The 17,762-nt window shown below is 38.9% G+C and carries 12 protein-coding genes and 3 pseudogenes; 5 read left to right on the forward strand and 10 right to left on the reverse strand.

Going from position 1 to position 17,762, the window contains the following annotated elements:
• The first annotated feature begins 89 nt into the window (after nt 1-89).
• Both mobV and BARVI_RS06630 read left to right on the forward strand, forming a co-directional pair.
• Nucleotides 90-1,637, forward strand: a complete 1,548-nt coding sequence (mobV, locus tag BARVI_RS06625) for a MobV family relaxase (protein ID WP_025278479.1) — start codon at nt 90-92, stop codon at nt 1,635-1,637.
• A 90-nt stretch (nt 1,638-1,727) separates the two neighbouring features.
• Entirely contained in the window at nt 1,728-2,912 is a 1,185-nt protein-coding gene (locus BARVI_RS06630; RefSeq protein ID WP_084547012.1) for a restriction endonuclease subunit S, read from the forward strand.
• On the opposite strand, the gene BARVI_RS06635 is transcribed toward BARVI_RS06630, so the two are convergent.
• Nucleotides 2,907-3,332, reverse strand: coding sequence for a restriction endonuclease subunit S (locus BARVI_RS06635; protein WP_232213961.1), 426 nt, complete (start codon nt 3,330-3,332; stop codon nt 2,907-2,909). The genes BARVI_RS06630 and BARVI_RS06635 overlap by 6 nt on opposite strands.
• A 111-nt stretch (nt 3,333-3,443) precedes the next feature.
• On the opposite strand from BARVI_RS06635, the gene BARVI_RS06640 reads away from it, so the two are divergent.
• Nucleotides 3,444-4,247, forward strand: coding sequence for a tyrosine-type recombinase/integrase (locus BARVI_RS06640; protein ID WP_025278482.1), 804 nt, complete (start codon nt 3,444-3,446; stop codon nt 4,245-4,247).
• 25 nt (nt 4,248-4,272) lie between these two features.
• Here BARVI_RS06640 and BARVI_RS06645 read toward each other — a convergent pair.
• A pseudogene (locus BARVI_RS06645) lies at nt 4,273-4,998 on the reverse strand (restriction endonuclease subunit S); the annotation flags it as partial.
• Between the two features lie 318 nt (nt 4,999-5,316).
• Between BARVI_RS06645 and BARVI_RS06650 the strand changes: the two are divergent.
• Nucleotides 5,317-6,486: an IS4 family transposase gene (locus BARVI_RS06650; protein WP_025277566.1), complete on the forward strand. Its 1,170-nt coding sequence runs from the start codon at nt 5,317-5,319 to the stop codon at nt 6,484-6,486.
• Nucleotides 6,487-6,506: 20 nt separating this feature from the next.
• On the opposite strand, the pseudogene BARVI_RS13175 reads toward BARVI_RS06650, so the two are convergent.
• The 8 genes and pseudogenes from BARVI_RS13175 to BARVI_RS06685 all read right to left on the reverse strand — a co-directional run.
• A pseudogene (locus BARVI_RS13175) lies at nt 6,507-7,256 on the reverse strand (restriction endonuclease subunit S); the annotation flags it as partial.
• Nucleotides 7,257-7,305: 49 nt separating this feature from the next.
• Entirely contained in the window at nt 7,306-8,211 is a 906-nt protein-coding gene (locus tag BARVI_RS06655; RefSeq protein ID WP_025277710.1) for an IS982 family transposase, read from the reverse strand.
• 91 nt (nt 8,212-8,302) lie between these two features.
• A complete protein-coding gene (locus BARVI_RS06660; protein ID WP_025278483.1) occupies nt 8,303-10,108 on the reverse strand; it encodes a DUF262 domain-containing protein in 1,806 nt (601 codons plus the stop codon).
• 60 nt (nt 10,109-10,168) lie between these two features.
• Complete coding sequence (locus BARVI_RS06665; protein WP_025278484.1) at nt 10,169-11,317, reverse strand: PDDEXK nuclease domain-containing protein; 1,149 nt, start codon at nt 11,315-11,317, stop codon at nt 10,169-10,171.
• A 4-nt stretch (nt 11,318-11,321) separates the two neighbouring features.
• Entirely contained in the window at nt 11,322-12,752 is a 1,431-nt protein-coding gene (locus BARVI_RS06670) for a type I restriction-modification system subunit M (protein ID WP_025278485.1), read from the reverse strand.
• Nucleotides 12,753-12,757: 5 nt separating this feature from the next.
• Nucleotides 12,758-13,414 (reverse strand): hypothetical protein, encoded by a 657-nt coding sequence (locus BARVI_RS06675; protein WP_025278486.1) that lies wholly within the window; start codon nt 13,412-13,414, stop codon nt 12,758-12,760.
• A gap of 2 nt (nt 13,415-13,416) precedes the next feature.
• Nucleotides 13,417-16,121: pseudogene (locus tag BARVI_RS06680) on the reverse strand (type I restriction endonuclease subunit R).
• A 65-nt stretch (nt 16,122-16,186) separates the two neighbouring features.
• Nucleotides 16,187-16,393 (reverse strand): helix-turn-helix domain-containing protein, encoded by a 207-nt coding sequence (locus BARVI_RS06685; protein WP_025278487.1) that lies wholly within the window; start codon nt 16,391-16,393, stop codon nt 16,187-16,189.
• Between the two features lie 187 nt (nt 16,394-16,580).
• Between BARVI_RS06685 and BARVI_RS06690 the strand changes: the two genes are divergently transcribed.
• Nucleotides 16,581-17,744: an IS4 family transposase gene (locus BARVI_RS06690; RefSeq protein WP_025277932.1), complete on the forward strand. Its 1,164-nt coding sequence runs from the start codon at nt 16,581-16,583 to the stop codon at nt 17,742-17,744.
• The last annotated feature ends 18 nt before the right edge of the window (nt 17,745-17,762 follow it).

Genomic DNA, 17,762 nt, shown 5'->3' on the forward strand with positions numbered 1-17,762 from the left:
GCGGCAATAAAATCCGGTCATTGTCCCGAAGAGCGGACTGGCACAAGAGCAAGCTCAAATATTAATCATTTATCAAAAGAATACCCTATATGAATACAGATATTAAACAGGCCATGCATGTCGAAGCCGGGAAGTCATTCGGCACAGCAGAGGCGAATGAAAACGAAAGGCATTGGAATGACGACAAGATTGACAGAAAGAATCAGGATCCGACCAATCACTATGACAAGACCCGAATGAAACTGAATTTCGAGATTGGGCCCGATGGGAAAGTTCATCCGTTAGGCTATCAAGAGAAATCGCTTGAAGTACGTTTGCAGGAACGGTTGACTGAACTGGGCTGGAAACCCTTCAAGCCGGACAGCAAAATTCAACCAAACTGTTGTGCGAAATTTATTTTTGGAGGCAATCATGACCGTACACTTGAGATGGCATTTGGAACCCAAACCGTAAATCTGGGAAAGGGTGCAGATAACAGTCATCTCCAGCGATGTCCGGAAATCGAACAATGGGCAAAAGATGTCTATGACTGGTGCGCCAAACGGTACGGACAGGAAAACATCATCGGCTTCCAGATTCATCTTGATGAGAGCAGCCCGCATATCCATGCCTTGATCGTTCCTATAGGCCAACGAGCCAAAAGCGGACGCGAATGCGTCATGTGGTCGGCAAAGTTCGGCAAGAGCCGTTATGGGTATGGCCATATTCTTCGGGAAATGCACACCTCACTATATGAAGAGGTAGGGAGCAAGTACGGGCTGGAACGTGGGGACAGTATTGAAGGACGGAACGTCAGCCATCTTAGTAAACGCGATTATATCCGGAAACTGTCCAAAGATGCTAAACAGGCGGAAAAAGCAGTCAAGGGACTGCAGACTATGACACGGAGGTTGGAAGCACAGATATTCAGGTCTCAATCCCAACTTGAAGAAATAGAGAAGTCTCTGGCTTCCGGCAAAATCGCTCTTCAGGAATATGAAATTCAAAAGACCAGGATACAAAAACAGATTTCCGAATACCAGTCCAAACTTGAAGACAAGGCGTGTAAGCTTCAAGAAAAGGAGCAGAAACTGGAGCAGATGACAAAGAATATAGACCGTGTCAGTAGAGTGGCGCAACCTTTCCGCAATCACAAGATAGATTTTGAGCCGCCACGGATCACTGGCAAACCTCCGATATTCGGTGTTGACAAATGGATTGAGGAGCAGAACAGGTCTATCGCCAGCCGATTCGTAAAGATTGTCCGTCAGATTGAAGAACTGTATCGTAAGGATGCCGAACAGCAAATACAGGCGGTGCGGAATAATACGTTGCTGGACTATCGGGAGCTTAAATGGCTACAACAGGAGTATGCACGACTGACGGATCTCAACGATAATCAGACTGAACAAATGCAGACGTTTCTTGACCAGCTGGCTGAGCCTTCTTTGCGGGAACGAATCTTTTCTATCGCTGATGCTTTGATTGGTGGGCAACCTGTCGCTGTTTCATCCGGCGGAGGTGGTGGTAACTCCGATTCAGACCTCCGCTGGGACGGAAGAAGGCCAGATGAGGAGGAAGAGGCGTATAAACGACGATGTATAAAAACCGCATTAGAGGTGTCAATGAAAAATAAACATAGTTACCGAAGAAGATAATTTATCAAGGTGTGCCGTATCGAATATTTATAGCGCACCTTATTTTTATTATGATTAAAATTTACATTACATACGCCCCATTATGAGAATGTGCCGTTTGAAGTGCCTGAAGGATGGGTATGGTGTAAACTTGGAGATCTGGCCTTTTATAAGAAAGGTCCATTTGGAAGTAGCCTTACAAAATCAATGTTTGTTGCTCAAAGTGATAATACTTATAAAGTATACGAACAAAAGAATGCTATTCAAAAGGATCATAAGCTTGGTTCGTATTTTATTTCCAAAGAAAAATATGAATCTTTAATAAGCTTTGCTGTTCAGCCCAACGATATTATCGTCAGTTGCGCAGGAACTATCGGAGAAACATATGTTTTGCCTGAGAATATTCGGGAGGGAATTATCAATCAAGCACTAATGCTAATTCGTTTGTATCATCGAGATATAGAACGCTTCTATTTGCTTTATTTTGATTTCATTCTCAAAGAAGAAGCTTATAAAGAAAGTAAAGGTACAGCTATTAAGAATATTCCTCCTTTTGATATTCTTAAAAATTTCTATATACCACTTCCTCCACTTGCAGAACAGCAGAGGATTTTAGATGAAGTGGACAATTGGATGTCGTTAGTTGATTCTATTGATAGTAATAAAGAGCATTTAGAGAGCATCATCAAGCAAACCAAAAGTAAGATTCTTGACCTTGCCATACATGGAAAACTAGTACCACAAGACCCTAATGACGAGCCTGCTTTGGATCTGCTTAAACGTATAAATCCTAACTTCACACCTTGTGATAACGGGCATTATACGCAGTTACCTGTAGGATGGTGCAAATGTCTATTAGAAGACATAGTTAAATACGAACAACCTCAAGCCTATATTGTCAATTCAACTGATTATAATGACAGCTATTTGACTCCTGTTTTAACTGCCGGGAAGTCTTTTATTATAGGATACACTAATGAGACAGAAGGTATTTATCAGAATACGCCTTGTATCATTTTTGATGACTTTACCACAGATTCCAAACTTGTTGATTTTCCCTTTAAGGTAAAATCATCTGCCATGAAAATCCTAAAAGTGACAGACGATATAGAAATTGAATATGTTGCTATGTTTATGAGCATAAAACGACTTATTGGCGATACTCATAAACGTTATTGGATTTCAGAATACTCTAAACTTTGCATACCAATACCACCAAAAGAAGAACAAAAGCGTATAATCAATATTGTAAAGATGGCGTTTAAAAAACTTGACGCAATAATGGAGAACTTATAAAATCTCCATTATTGTATCCAGTCTGCTATACATTGAATTTATTGCAGCAACGATTCTTACTTGTTCCTTATAAGGAGGTACAGGTACTTCTATTGCCTTAAATAGTTTTTTATCTAGGTGAGGTATTGCCGAACCTACTTTATTCTCTCGCAATGCTTTACGATGTAGATTTATAACATGTAAGATATATTCTGCAAACATGTTTTTATTGATATGTAGTTGCTTGAATGTGCTACCTTGATAACCTTCAATCTGCGTTCTGAACACTTCTCCAGAGTTTTCTCCATCAACTAAAATCAATAGGCTATTGGCTACTACATATCGTCCATTTGTCAAGGTCTTAAAGTCCCGTTCTCCTCTTAGATATTTTACGTCAAGGTTTGGCATTTCTTTACCATCAAGTTTTTCTCCATCCGTCAAAGAACATAGCATTTGCATTGGAGCTACTACCCACCCAATAGGCAAGTTCGTATAATGCCCGTTAGGTTGCGCTTTATATTGTTATCGTATTCATCAAAAACAAAAACTGATATGATAACAAAATTTAATGACTATCTTGCCAAAACAAACTTGGCAAAGAACACAGTGGCTTCGTATGTATGGACAGTGAACTACTTTTTCAGTCACTATGGGGAAGTGAACAAGAAAAACCTGTTGGCATACAAAGGATACTTGGTTGAAAACTTTAAGCCTCAAACCGTAAACCTTCGGCTACAGGGTATTAATAAGTATTTGGAATTTTCCAAGCATGATAGACTGAAGGTAAAGTTTGTCAAAGTGCAGCAAAAGAACTTCTTAGAGAATGTTATCAGCGATGCCGACTACAAGTTTCTGAAAGCACAGTTAAAGGCCGATGGTTATGAAGATTGGTATTTCGTGGTATGGTTTATGGCGGCGACAGGTGCACGGGTAAGTGAACTGTTGCACATAAAGGTTGAACATGTGAAGGTGGGTTATCTAGACCTTTATAGTAAAGGTGGTAAGGTGCGTCGTTTATACATCCCCAAAAACTTGCGAAGCGAGGCTTTGCAATGGTTGAAAACGAAAGGTATTACAAGCGGTTATCTTTTTCTCAATCGTTTCGGACAACGCATTACAACACGAGGTATTGCCCAGCAACTTAAACATTTTGCCGATAAGTATGGACTGAACCGTGATGTTGTTTATCCTCATTCTTTCCGCCACCGCTTTGCCAAGAACTTTCTTGACCGTTTCAACGACCTTGCATTACTTGCCGACCTTATGGGGCATGAAAGTATTGAAACTACTCGCATCTATCTGCGGCGTACAGCTAGCGAACAACAAAAGATTGTTGACAAGGTTGTAAATTGGTAGCATAAGATCTTAGAAGCGTATTTTCCTACGCTTCTAAGGCTTTTTGAATGTTGTCAAGAGTTGAAAATAACTCTTCTATTCTTGCAACGATACGTTGCTGTTCTGCAAGAGGAGGTAAGAAGATTTGCATCTTTTCTAAACCCCCAATATATAATTCTTTTTGGTTTGTACTTCCTGCAAGGTTCTTTTCCATATACTGTTGTATAGAATCAGAAGATATATAAGCATAAATATACTGAGGACAAATACTTTTTAACACTCTTACGACAGAAACATGTGAATCAGGAACTACAAATGGATAGTTGCCCAAGCAATTTGTATTAAACAATCTTGTTCTTCCAACAGTGCCAGTACCCGTTGAATTTACAAGGATATCCCCAGTTTGTAATTTGTAAACTTCATTCCACTTGTTGATAGTAGAAGGATCTAAAAATCTTGCTTGCTCTAATGATACGTCACCATCTTTTAGATTACATTTTTGAGCAAATACTGGGTATGTTTTATCGTCTTCCGAGTATTTGGGTGATTTTCCTCTTGACAAGAAAGAACATATATCAACCAATTTGCAGGCACACCAATTTTTAGGAATATTCCTATACTGCCCGTTATCACAAGGTGTGAAGTCAGGATTTATGCGTTTCAATAGCTTGATAGCTGGTTCTTCGTTCGGGTCTTGTGATACGAGTTTACCGTGAATGGCGATGTCAAGAACTTTGCTCTTGGTTTGCTTGATTATGGTTTGTAACACTGCTGTCCGGAGAAGATTCTCCAAAGCAGCTATTATTAATTAATACTCAACTGGTTACGAGGATAATAAAATTTTTCGATTAGAAATCATAGTTTTGCAAGAAGGTATAAACAGCCAATTCTGCAAACTATGAACAAAGGAAAAACAATATTTGCACAGGTTATGTCTCTTATAAACACATACGAATTCACTAGTGTCCGGAGAAAAATTCTCCGACAAGGGTTTAATTATTAAACATCAATAATGTTATAAGCATTAGAAAATTTTTCGATTAGAACATCAGTAACTTTGCGGTAGCCATCAAGAGGTTATCCGCAAGCCATGAACAAAGGAAAAACAATCTTCGCTCAGATTATGTCTCTCATTAACGAATACGAGTTCAAGAAATGTGTCGACCGCTACAAAGGTGACCGGCATGCTATCAAATTCAATTGTCGTGACCAGTTCATGGTGATGAGTTTTGCACAGTTCACTGACAGAGCTGGTTTGAGAGATATAGAGACTACACTTAACCTCTGCGGCGACCTCTATCGCTCCGGAATCAAGGCAATACCTCGATCCACGCTTGCGGAGGCCAATGAGAAGAAGGATTGGCGTATATATCAAGACTTTGCGATGACTTTGGTAAAGGAAGCCACGATGCTTTACAAGGATGAAAAGCTGCGAATTGGTCTTGAGGAGATGATATATGCGTTTGACAGCAGTACCATTGAACTGTGTCTTAAGTTGTGTCCATGGGCCGAGTTTCATCATGGTAAGGGCGCGTTCAAGATACATACACTGATGGATCTGCGAGGCTCGATTCCCACATTTGTCATGCTCACGCCAGGCAAGGTTAACGATGCCAGGATGATGGACAAGATTCCTGTTGAAGCAGGTGCTTTCTACCTGATGGATAGGGGATATGTTGCCTTTGAGAAACTTTACAAGCATTTCCAGCAAAAGGGCGCCTACTTTGTTACACGCGCCAAGGACAATATGTCTTATGAGGTTATTGAGTCCAGACCTGTCAATAAAGACTCGGGCGTTCTTTCGGATGAGACTATCAGACTTGCTGGATATTACTCTACCAGAAAGTATCCAGACACATTGAGACTTGTTGTGTATGAAGACTTTGAGACTGGAAGAGTATATCGATTTCTGACCAGCAACTTTGCGATTGACGATCCGCTGACTATTGCGGAACTCTACCGTGAACGCTGGCTGATAGAACTGTTCTTCAAATGGATCAAGCAGCATCTTCACATCAGGACTTTCTACGGCACTTCCAAGAACGCCGTGTACACGCAGATATGGATAGCCATTTGTGACTATCTGCTGCTCATCATTGCGAAGAAGCGATACGGGTTGGATCCAAGTCTTCATTCTATCTCTAACTCAATCGGACAAGTCCTCTTCCAGAGGGCGGATATCCGTGAAATTTATAATCAGCCGACAACTCCCGTTTGTGTTCCGGAGGCGGGTTCTGTCGAGCAACCTACTTTATGGTAAAATTTCTCCGGACAGCAGTGGGTTTGTAAGTCTAATTTTTCCTTTTCTATTTGGTCTAGTAAAGCAAACCAATGTTCAATCTCGGTAACTATGCGTTGCTGTTCAGTTAAAGGTGGCAAAGGAAAATACATCTGTTCTAAATTGTATTTTGGCAAACCTTCACGACCACTACCCGTAATCTTCATAGATTTAGTAAAGTATGAAGATAAAACTAACGCATGGAAATATTCAGGTTCAACTAAAACAGAACGCATAATACAAACGTGTTGACTGACATTGCCACAATTAAAATCAGCAGGAACTACGGCACATCTTCCCAATGAACCTCCAGTAATATTCAACAACAAGTCGTTAGCAAGAACTTCCGTACCTTTCATCTTCTGATGAACTTCTTCGGAAATATACTTGATGTCATCATAAACAAGCCTGTCATTATATACATTTTGCGATCGGAAAAAAGGAATCCCTTTCACAGAATAGTTACTTCCTCTTGGTGTACTACCGGAACCTATCTTTGAGCATATTTCTTCAATTGTTGTCCACACCCAATTATCGGGTATTTCAAACGGCACGTTCCCATAATGGGGCGTATCAGAAGTCTTTGCAGACTTCTTGCTCCGCTTGATTTTGCCTTCCTTTATCAGTCGTTCTTTTTCAGCCTTGATTCGTTCGAGCAGAATTGATGCAGGCTCATCATTTGGATCCTGCGGTACGAGTTTGCCGCGAATGGCAAGATCTAGTATTTTTTGACGTAATATTTTGGTATCCACTACTCTTTAATTTCTTGCGGTTTGTTAAATAACGTGAGTTCGATATAAATTAAAACATCGTGAGTTGTCCGTCTTTGACAAAACGTACGTCAATGGCGGGCTTCTTTTCAAAGAAGCAGTATGCAGCTATGGCAGAGAGCGAGTTGGCAATAAAGTTATTGAAGGAACGGTGTCTGGAGTGTTCAATCTGGGCGATGTTCTTTAACTCGTCATTGACTGTTTCAATCAAAGCACGTTTTCTCAGCAGGATTTTGTCCGCTATGCTCATCAGGGAGTTCTTCATGTTGTTCTTCACTTTGGTTATCAACTGTATGCCGTTAAGAAATAGGTTCTCGAACAAGGTTTGCCCGATATACCCCTTGTCCGCACACAGTTTGCCCTTGATGTTCTTCAGGAACTTTGTCTGTTTCAGCGGTTCACGGTCATCCACATTTCCCGGAGTAAACATGAAATTGAGAATTTCACCCTTATCGTTGATGATCAGGTGAAGCTTAAACCCGAAGAACCATCCCATGGAGCATTTTCCACGTTCGGCGAGACCCTTAAAAGTCTTGTGAATCAATATGCGTTGGTTTCGGCATACACGCAGCGGTGTGGAATCCACAAAGCTGATACCGGTACAAGTACCCAACAGGACTTCCTTGATGAAAATGGTCAGCTGCAGCAGGACTTCCTTTTCCAGTTCTACAAAACGGTTATAGGACACACGTCTGGGAAAGAGATGCGTCAGATGTTTGCATACATATTCTTTGTAGTAATGCTTGAAACATCTGAAGCCTCCCGAGTGGAACAGGACTAGGATGACCATGATTTCCGCATCACTCATCCGGTTCGGCTTATTCCGATGCTTATGATTCTTGTCTTCAACCATATATTTTTCCTGTGTTTTGGCAAATTCCTTGCAAAAATCATCCGCCATACAAAAAATCTCCGTAACTTTAGCCTCTGAGAACATAGTGGTAGTCGCTTAAATGTTATAATTGAGCACTATAAATTTAATGCTTTTATCGCTATGTTCCTAATTTTCAAACTGATAATTTCAATCTTTATATCGAACTCACGTTAAATATAAAATTACAGATTCTATCGGCTGCTTTCCGATTTGCAAATTCGATATCATTCTTTCCCCATGAATCAGATGGATATGAAGACAAGGATGTTGCTATACCAAAACTACTTCCAACATATCCTTTTTTGTCTTGCACAAGTGTTCCTTTCTTTGTTTTAAACCAATCCCTCCCAATATACTTATTGATATCTTCCTCCAATAAAATTTTGTTTCCTAGAAGGTTGACCATATCATCAAATTCCTCTAATGTCATCTGGGCATCAGCACGAATAGCGTCTATGTTATGCCCACTTGCAGGCATAATGTGCTCTACATTGACTTTATCTTGGACAAAGTCAAAATGTAATTTATGTTCCCTAGCATAAATATATTCATTAAGGTAAACCAAAATATTTTTATCGTATTCTTTAAGGTCTGCAATTACATCTTCTTCTTTCCAAACAGAATTAATATGGGAATCGAAATCTTCGATAATTTTGTCTATCGAATAATTTGGATCAACTAATTTAAAATTTTCATTGAAAAGGAATGTTTTGAAATAACGTGAGGAGAAACCAAAATCTCCAACTTCAAGAAGTGCGAACAACCGAAGCAAGCATTCCATGATTGGCGTGATATCACGCTCTGATATTTTTTCCTCAGGAATTCTATAAAGGTAAGAAATAAGAAACAATTTGAAGTTTTCATTAAACTTCAACAGTAGTTTTGTAATTGGAAACCCTTGGATCTTGTCCCATATCCTTAAAATTTTGCTGAAATTATTGCATATTTTGATAGGATCTTCTAAAAGCTCTGGATACAGGACTGTATAGTATTTTCTTACACCTGGCGTTGTCAGCTGGCCTTCCTCATATTGATGTTCTTTGGAACGATTTATATACATAAATTGTTGAAGCACACTATCAATATTGACGATTCTCTTTTGGCTTAATTCGTCAGCTTTATGTATTATAGGCTCCCAAATTTCTTTAAAGTTCGCTTTATTGGGTGCATGAGAAAAAAGGTGTGCAGATATGATATCTGCATCAGACAAAGGCATGCCAGTTGAATTCAGTGAATTAAACATCGTTATAGCTTGCTCAATCTGCCAACTTTTAATTTCTATGATCTGACACTTATTTAGGAAGCCATTGGCCAATACATCAAGATTTGATTCTTGATAAACGAGCAAACGCTCATAGAATGATTTAAAATTACGGAAAAAATTGGTGTATTTATTGTCTTTTTGTTTTCGAGGAAACTTATAAACCATTTTTTCTGCATCAGCAAAAGTCTTGGCTTCGATTATATTTTTCAATTCATTTTTATGAAGTTCGTTGATGGATACATTTTCTATGATTTGCACTCCTTTGGCTTTATCCCAGTTTTTCTCAATTTCTATCTGTTTTCTCACATCTGCCCGATATAAAATTTCAAATATTGAATCCAAACTTTGCTGTAAACTTCTCCTAAGTCCTGCAGCCTCTTCGGTGTCAGCCATATTGTTTAGAATTTCAGTTATTCTCAAATGCATGGCTTTGAGAAGGAGTAGAAACGTTGTCGTTCTTTGTTGCCCATCTATTAGATTCAGGTAACCTTTCATTGAACAATCAATAATGATTGTTCCAAAAAAATACGGATCTTCAGCGTCTTGATCTATATAAGATTCGATATCTTGCCACAACTTATCGCAATTTGATATATTCCAAGAATATGCTCTTTGATATTCAGGAATACGAAAAATGTCTGTTTTTTTCAGATAAGCTCCAATAGTTTGTAGTTTCGGTTCTATTTCTTTTGCCATACAGATTCTATTTAATTTAGAGATTGGTTATTTAAAGTTTTTCCATCTGATTTTTTTGAATCAGTCTTTATTTAAGAATAGATTGCAGAACTCATTCAATTGCTGCTGCATGCGTTCTTGAGGAATGAGTATGCGTTTGTATTCAGCAATCATGGTAGGACTCATGCTGCGACTCATAGCGTACTCTACTACTACCCGGTCTGCTTCAGGACAGAGAATAATACCGATAGACGGATTTTCGTTGGAGCGTTTTACATCGCGGTCGAGTGCTTCCAGATAAAATTCTAACTGTCCAAGGTCACGAGGATGAAACTTTGTCTTTTTTAACTCTACAGCAACCAATGCCTGTAAGCCGCGATGAAAGAACAGTAAATCGGCCTTGAATGTAGATGTACCAATATTAAGGCGGTATTCCTGATCCATGAATATAAAGTCTTTTCCCAGTTCAAGAATAAACTGTTTCATGTGTTCTACCAGACCGTTCCTTAGTTTTGTTTCGCTATGCTTTTTCGGCAGATTTAGAAAATCTACGAACAGGGTGTCTTTGAACATGACTGGCGCATTAGGATATCTTTCCAGTAATCCTTTTGACATATTGTCCTTGCTTCCTAATAAAGCCGTATAAGTCTGATTGGAAATGCAACGCTGCATTTCTTTATAAGAAAGATGTTCCTTATTGGCATAGAGGATATAAAATATGCGTTCTTCATTGCTCTTGCAGCGACAAAGAATTTCTATATGATTGGACAATGTAGTTAGTTCCAATATTCTGGGCATTTGCCCAGATGTTGATTGGGTGTGTGTAACCATCGGCTGTAAAATTACAGACGTTTCCGATATATTATTGCTCGCAGCAATTTGTGCAGACGGCATCTGCACAAATTCAGTGGTCAAATATTTTCTTATTGTTGCTATGAACGTTTCTGATGAATACTCATCATAAAACATTACCATATTGTATATGCTTCTTTTGCTATATCCTTTGATGTCAGGACGTTGAGAACGTATGTGTTCGGATAATTGAGAAACAACCTTACTTCCCCATTCTTTGCTCTTCAGTTTAGCAGATACATATCCACCTACATGCCATGCTGTGAGTAGCAACTCTTCATTGACGGCTCTTGAAGCATTACTTTTATGTTGGAGAATAATATCTATGATTTCTCCGAATTGTTGTTCTGTTGATATTGCGATGTCGTTATCCTTCATACGCTTAATCTTCATTTATGTTTGCAAGCAGCTTCTCAAGTTCTGCTACTGCTAAACTAATAGTTTTACTTTTCTCTTTTATATCAGCCATCAATTCAGCCAAGGAGCGGTCATCAGGCTCTCCTCCTTGTTTTATCCAGGTTATATCAAGGCTTGTCTTGTCACGGGTGAGAATATCATCTACCGGATATTTACGCCAACGCCCTTGAGGATTGTTGTCTGCATCATATGTCTCTTTGCGTCCTTCTAAATTTCCTGCATTATAACATGTAACAAAATCATCCAAATGATGTCTCTCTAATTTATTAGTAGCAAGCGTATGTTTGATATCAGTACGATAATCATAGAACCAAATCTCTTTTGTCGGTTGACCTTTGGAAAAGAACAATACATTTGCTTTTACGCCTTGTGCATAGAAAATACCTGTAGGCAAACGGAGTATCGTATGTAAGTTGAAGTCTGAGAGTAACTTCTTGCGAATTGTTTCTCCAGCACCACCTTCAAAAAGAACATTGTCTGGTAATACTACGGCTGCACGACCTCCGGTTTTGAGCATCAGCATCATGTGTTGAAGAAAGTTCAACTGATTGTTCTTCGTTTCTACATAGAAATCCGGGCGGTTAATATCCACAGAACCTGCTGGACGAGTACCGAAAGGAGGATTGGCAAGTATTACATCTACAAGGGAGGATGGCTCTTTCTCCAAAGAATCCTCGCAAACAATCGGACTCCGGTCTGTTCCTACACCATGCAAATATAGGTTCATGGAAGCAAGCGTTACGACCAATGGTGTGTTATCTACGCCATGCAGTGCCTTGTTACGCAAGAAATCACGTTTTTCCTTACTGGCAGACTGTTCTTTCATGTAATCATATGCAGTCAAGAGAAAACCTCCGGTGCCGCAGGCCGGGTCACAAACTGTTTCTCCAATTTGTGGAGCTATGCAATCTACCATTGCTTTGATGAGCGGGCGTGGAGTAAAATACTGACCAGCACCACTTTTCTTGTCCTGTCCATTCTTTTCAAGGATACTTTCGTAGATAGCACCTTTCACGTCTCCATCCATGATCAGCCATTGTTCCTCATCAATCATGGTAATGACTTTTTTAAGATGAACAGGCATTTCTATCTTATTATGGGCTTTTGTATAGATGGTACCAATCAGATTGTCCTGACTACTTAGGTGCTTTAAAGTTTCCTCGTATTGTTTGACCAAATCAAATCCATCAAGAGACTTTAAATCCTTCCATTGATAACCATTTGGAATTGCAGATTCTCCAAATAATTCTGCGTTTTCATCATCCATTTTCAAGAAAAGGAGATAGGTAAGCTGAGTTATATAGTCTGTAAAACCGACACCGGCTGCTGCCAGTACATCTGCCATATTCCAGACTTTTTTTGTAAGTGTCTGCTCTGTTGTATTCTTTTTTGCCATATTTCCTATTCAAAATTTTTATGTTCTACTATAAACATGTCATCTAATGTAACTTTATAAGTATTTACTTCAGTTACATAATAGAATGGATATTGCGATTTGCCTTCTTTTGACACATCAATAAAACAATTCCACGGAGATACTTTTGGAGATGGAGCTCCTGGATCTAGACAGAAAATTTTAGTTATGACGTCATTCTCATCGCTTTCTATTCCTATGGCCAATAAAGCATGTGCACCATCATTGAATTCTGTCGAGATTACAACTGGAGTATTCTGGCTTACGAATTGCCCTATCAATTCAATCCTATCATCATTAGTTCTTGGCCTTTTGTGTATTGCCCTAATTTCAAATGGCTGTTCGTTGATTTCTCGTGCTAATGCTGTATAGTTATAACCATTTTGAATAAAACCTTGCTCATAGAAAAAATGATATAAGAATTTGCCTTTTGGAGTACGCCTATCGGGGAAATTATACAGTTTAATATCTTGCTCTTCAATCATCCCCTGGCATAGCATTGCCATCACAAGGGAATAAATAGAACATGCGCCATCTAAATCCCCTTGTTGCTTATGTACATTGACCCATCGCCCATTTGCATCTTTTGTTTGCAAACCAGTTCGATTTAATCTTATGCTATCTATTATTTGTATGGTTGTCATTATTATGCTGCTTTTCTTAAAACTACAAATGTGTATAGAGAGTGTAAAGCTTCGTTAGCTTTCTGCATATTGCCAAAGGCACGGATCATCTGTGCAGCCTGAGTTGCATCATCTTCACGAATCTCTTTGATTGTACAAGCTCCGTTGGAAGCAATATAATCTACAATACGACTGATGACTTCACGTTGTTTATCTGTTATTTCGCGCTGGTTTTGTCCTAACCATAGATTGAAATACTGTTTAGATGTAGAAACAACACTATCTAACCGCTCAATTTGGTGTAAAGCAAAACGTACAAGCTGTATGATATTAGTCAAAGCATCGCTCTCCTCTTTTGTAGAAGAACGTCGAACGCTATTTGGATTCAGAATGGCATATGAGTTCCATAATTGCTTGGAAGTAAAATGATTGTTAGCCATCTTGAGTTTGTTTTCCAAATCTTTTAGCATTGAATAGGTAATTGGCTCACCTTCATTATTATAAATTATACGTAGAGCTTCTATTTCATCACTATGTTCTTTGCAAAAATCTTCAAAGGCTTCTGTGGTACTTTTAGCTTCTTCTATTGAAAAACCTTTAGATATAAGCGTGTCTTCACCAGGCATTAGTGTGTTGACAAACCCGGCAGCAAGAATAAGCAGATATCGACGCGCATCTGCATGATTTGCAAGCGGAGCTACTAAACCTTTCCGTTCGTTATTAGGCTCTTTAGTACTTATGAATGGCGGCAGAATATTGTTTTCAAATGCTTCGTAAATCCTTGAAGCAAGTTCTTTCATGTCGTCATTTGCTAAACGTACGAACTCAGTTCGCTGTGAATTATCAGCTTTGTTATATATTCTGGAAAGTGTTGCAGCAAGACGTTTCAGATGCTCGTCAGGAAGGTAACCATGGGTAATCTGTTCCAACAGCTCTTTAAGAGTAATAATCTTTGTAGTCGGCTCATCAGTTATCGTAGGTATTGTTTTTTCGTGTTCAGTAACACCTACGGCATCTATCAAATAGAAACAATCTTTACTAAACGCATTTGGGGTAACATTCCGTAACTGCTCATCTCCAATTGTGCGTACACCACGTCCTTTCATCTGTATATAGAGCGGTAAAGATTCTACATCACGCATGAAAATCAATACTTCAAGAGGCTTAACATCTGTACCAGTTGCTACCAATGTGCAAGTTACGGCAATTCTGAAATCCTTATCATTCCGGAACTGACGTATCAATTCATTACTATCGCCCGCGGAATAAGTTATTTTTTGCACGAAACGGTCATCTGTATGTCCAAATACCTCTTTAGTTATCTGTACGATATTACTGGCATGAGTCTCATTTAGAGCAAAGATCAAAGTCTTTGGCAGATAGTCAAAATTTGCTTCTCGCTGTGGATCATTGAACAACTCGGTATAGACGACATCGCGATAAGTGGAGAGAATAAGTTTTATTTGCGCAGGGTTAATGACACTTCTGTTTAGCTCTTTATTGGTATATGTTTTCGTTTCTTTATTGGAAATGGTTTTTACATCTCCGGTATAACGTGTTTCTTCTTTGATTTTTTCTCCTTCTAATATAGCTCCGCCATTTTCTGTAACCTGAGTTTTGATTCGATATACGCGGCAATCTACATTTACACCATCAACGATACTTTTCTCCAATGTGTAGTTGACTATGCGATTATTGTTAAAGAATGCCATTGTTTCAGGAATTGGCGTGGCTGTCAGTCCTACAAGTCTGGCTGTATCAAAATATTCCAATACCTTACGCCAATTCCCATAAATGGAGCGGTGACACTCATCTATGATAATCAAATCAAAGTAATCATGTGGTAAATTGGGATTAGGAGGCAATACAACTTCTTCTGTAGGCTCATTATCATCGTCGTTGTCATTATCCTCAATAGAATCTCCTTTCAGAAAAGAAAAAAGACGCTGTATTGTTGAAATAACGACATTACTATCAGATGGTATAGAAGAGGAACGAAGACGATTCACTGTAAATATTGTATTGAATGCATCTCCATTTTCTGTCAGTCGAAAAGTTCCAAATTCTCCCTCTGCCTGTTTCCCGAGGTTATTTCTGTCCACAAGAAATAACACTCTTCTCATTGGAGTATATGAAAGAAGACGATATGCAGCAAGACATGCGGTATATGTTTTACCTGCACCTGTAGCCAAAACCATCAAGGCGCGATTCTGCCCACTCCTGAAACTTTTTTCCAGTTCAGTAACTGCCTCATACTGACAATCACGTAATCCTTTTTTTCGCAAAGTTGGGAGTCCGGCAAAATAATCATTTATTCCCAACAGCTTAACCAATTCATGAGGAGTTGGAATCGTCATAATTTGCTTGAAACAAGAATCCTGTTTACGAAAGTCACAGAAGTACAAGTCTTTCCCATTTGAAGTAAATATGAAAGGCAAAGGCTTTTGGTATACTTGATAGATATTAGGAACATTCCGGGCATATAAAACAGCCTGTTCGCACACAGTATTGGAAAAAGGATCTATCTCTTCTCTTTTGGCCTCAAGCACACCTACAGCTTTTCCATTAATAAAAAGAAAATAGTCAGCCTCTAGGTTACCTTTTAAAAGTCCTTCCCTTATGGCTACAGCAGTACAGTTTGGTTCGTAGTTGTCTCTATCAACCACTTTCCATCCAGCATCAGTAAACCACTGATCTATTTTTGCCTCGCTTTTTCTTCTGGTGTCATATATTCCTATATTTTTATATTATCGGAAGTTGCATACTAGAAAAATAACATCTACAAAGAACGAACTATTGACGTTCATCCTTGTCTGTTATCAAATCTTTTAGGTCAACTTGAAGAATTTCAGCAATTTGCTGTAAGGTTTCCAAATTAGGCTGGATTCTGTTACAAGCATACGCATTGACCATGCTAAAACTTTTATCCAGTTTTTTTGCTAACCACGTTTGTGAAATGCCCTTCTCCGATAAAACAACCTTTATTCTATTTAATTTCATTTTTAGATGCAATTATATTACGCAAATGTAGTGAATTATACTTGATATTTTATATATTTGTTCACTACTGTCCCGTAAAAGTGGATAAATAGTTCTTTGAAATTATTGAAATATAGTCAATTACACGGTCTTTTGAAATGAAACGGACTTGATTTTGCAACTTTGCAGTCTAATACAAATGGCTGCTATGTTCCAAGACAAATACGTATTCTCTCAATTAACCGCTTTTCTGAACAGGACTCAGTTCAACAACTATGTTCGCAAGTATGATGGCAACAGATATGTGAAACATTTCACTTGCTGGAATCAGATGCTCGCGATGATGTTTGGACAACTGAGTAACCGTGAGAGCCTGCGAGACTTAATCGTTGCTTTCGAGGCGCATAGGGCCAAGCAATATCATCTTGGTTTAGGACGTGAACCGATAGCCAAGACAACTCTTGCGACAGCGAACCAGAACCGTGATTACAGAATCTTCGAAGATTTTGCATTCTATATGATGAAGGAAGCCTGCGAGAAGCGGACGACCAACATCCTTGACATTTCCGGAAAGAAATATGCGTTTGATTCAACAACGATTCCGTTGTGTCTTGCAACATTCCCATGGGCAAAGTTCCGAAGCAAGAAAGGAGGGGTGAAAGCTCATGTCTTATACGACATTGAAGCACAAGTTCCTGCCTTCTATACTGTAACCACTGCATCAAAGCACGATTCCACAGCAATGTCTTCAATCCATTATGAACCAAATACTTATTATATATTCGACAGGGCTTATGACTCCTTTAAAGAACTCTATAGGATACATCTTACAGACTCTTTCTTTGTTGTCAGAGCCAAGACGAACTTAAAGTATAAGACAGTCAAATGGAAGCGAAGAATGCCAAAGAACATAATGACAGATGCGGAAGTGAAACTGACCGGATATCTCTCCGAGAAAAAATATCCTGACTCATTCAGACTCGTCCGATATTACGACGAAGAGGATGACCGTGAGTTCACTTTCTTGACGAATGCAAAACAACTTTCTGCACTGGATGTCGCCAATCTTTATAAGAAAAGATGGTTAATCGAGCTGTTCTTCAAATGGCTCAAGCAGCATCTCAAGATAAAGAAATTCTGGGGCACAACAGAGAACGCTGTTCGCATACAAATCAGTGTGGCTATTATCACGTACTGTCTTGTGGCTATTGTCCAACATGATATGAAGTTGAAACGTTCAACCTATGAAGTTTTGCAAATTCTCAGTATATCATTGACTGACAAAACCCACTTGCGTGACCTGTTCGACAAGACTAATTTCAATGATGTCAAAGATCTAAATGATCCCCTGATTCCGGGGCTTTTTGATTAATTGTTTAACTCGTCCCAT

The organism is Barnesiella viscericola DSM 18177, assembly GCF_000512915.1.
Classification (GTDB): Bacteria; Bacteroidota; Bacteroidia; order Bacteroidales; family Barnesiellaceae; genus Barnesiella; species Barnesiella viscericola.

Bases quoted from the DNA above. Each gene is read 5' to 3' on its own strand.
- mobV (WP_025278479.1), top strand. From the start codon at position 90: ATGAATACAGATATTAAACAGGCCATGCATGTCGAAGCCGGGAAGTCA.
- BARVI_RS06640 (WP_025278482.1), top strand. From the start codon at position 3,444: ATGATAACAAAATTTAATGACTATCTTGCCAAAACAAACTTGGCAAAG.
- BARVI_RS06650 (WP_025277566.1), top strand. From the start codon at position 5,317: ATGAACAAAGGAAAAACAATCTTCGCTCAGATTATGTCTCTCATTAAC.
- BARVI_RS06655 (WP_025277710.1), bottom strand. From the start codon at position 8,211: ATGTTCTCAGAGGCTAAAGTTACGGAGATTTTTTGTATGGCGGATGAT.
- BARVI_RS06660 (WP_025278483.1), bottom strand. From the start codon at position 10,108: ATGGCAAAAGAAATAGAACCGAAACTACAAACTATTGGAGCTTATCTG.
- BARVI_RS06665 (WP_025278484.1), bottom strand. From the start codon at position 11,317: ATGAAGGATAACGACATCGCAATATCAACAGAACAACAATTCGGAGAA.
- BARVI_RS06670 (WP_025278485.1), bottom strand. From the start codon at position 12,752: ATGGCAAAAAAGAATACAACAGAGCAGACACTTACAAAAAAAGTCTGG.
- BARVI_RS06675 (WP_025278486.1), bottom strand. From the start codon at position 13,414: ATGACAACCATACAAATAATAGATAGCATAAGATTAAATCGAACTGGT.
- BARVI_RS06685 (WP_025278487.1), bottom strand. From the start codon at position 16,393: ATGAAATTAAATAGAATAAAGGTTGTTTTATCGGAGAAGGGCATTTCA.
- BARVI_RS06690 (WP_025277932.1), top strand. From the start codon at position 16,581: ATGTTCCAAGACAAATACGTATTCTCTCAATTAACCGCTTTTCTGAAC.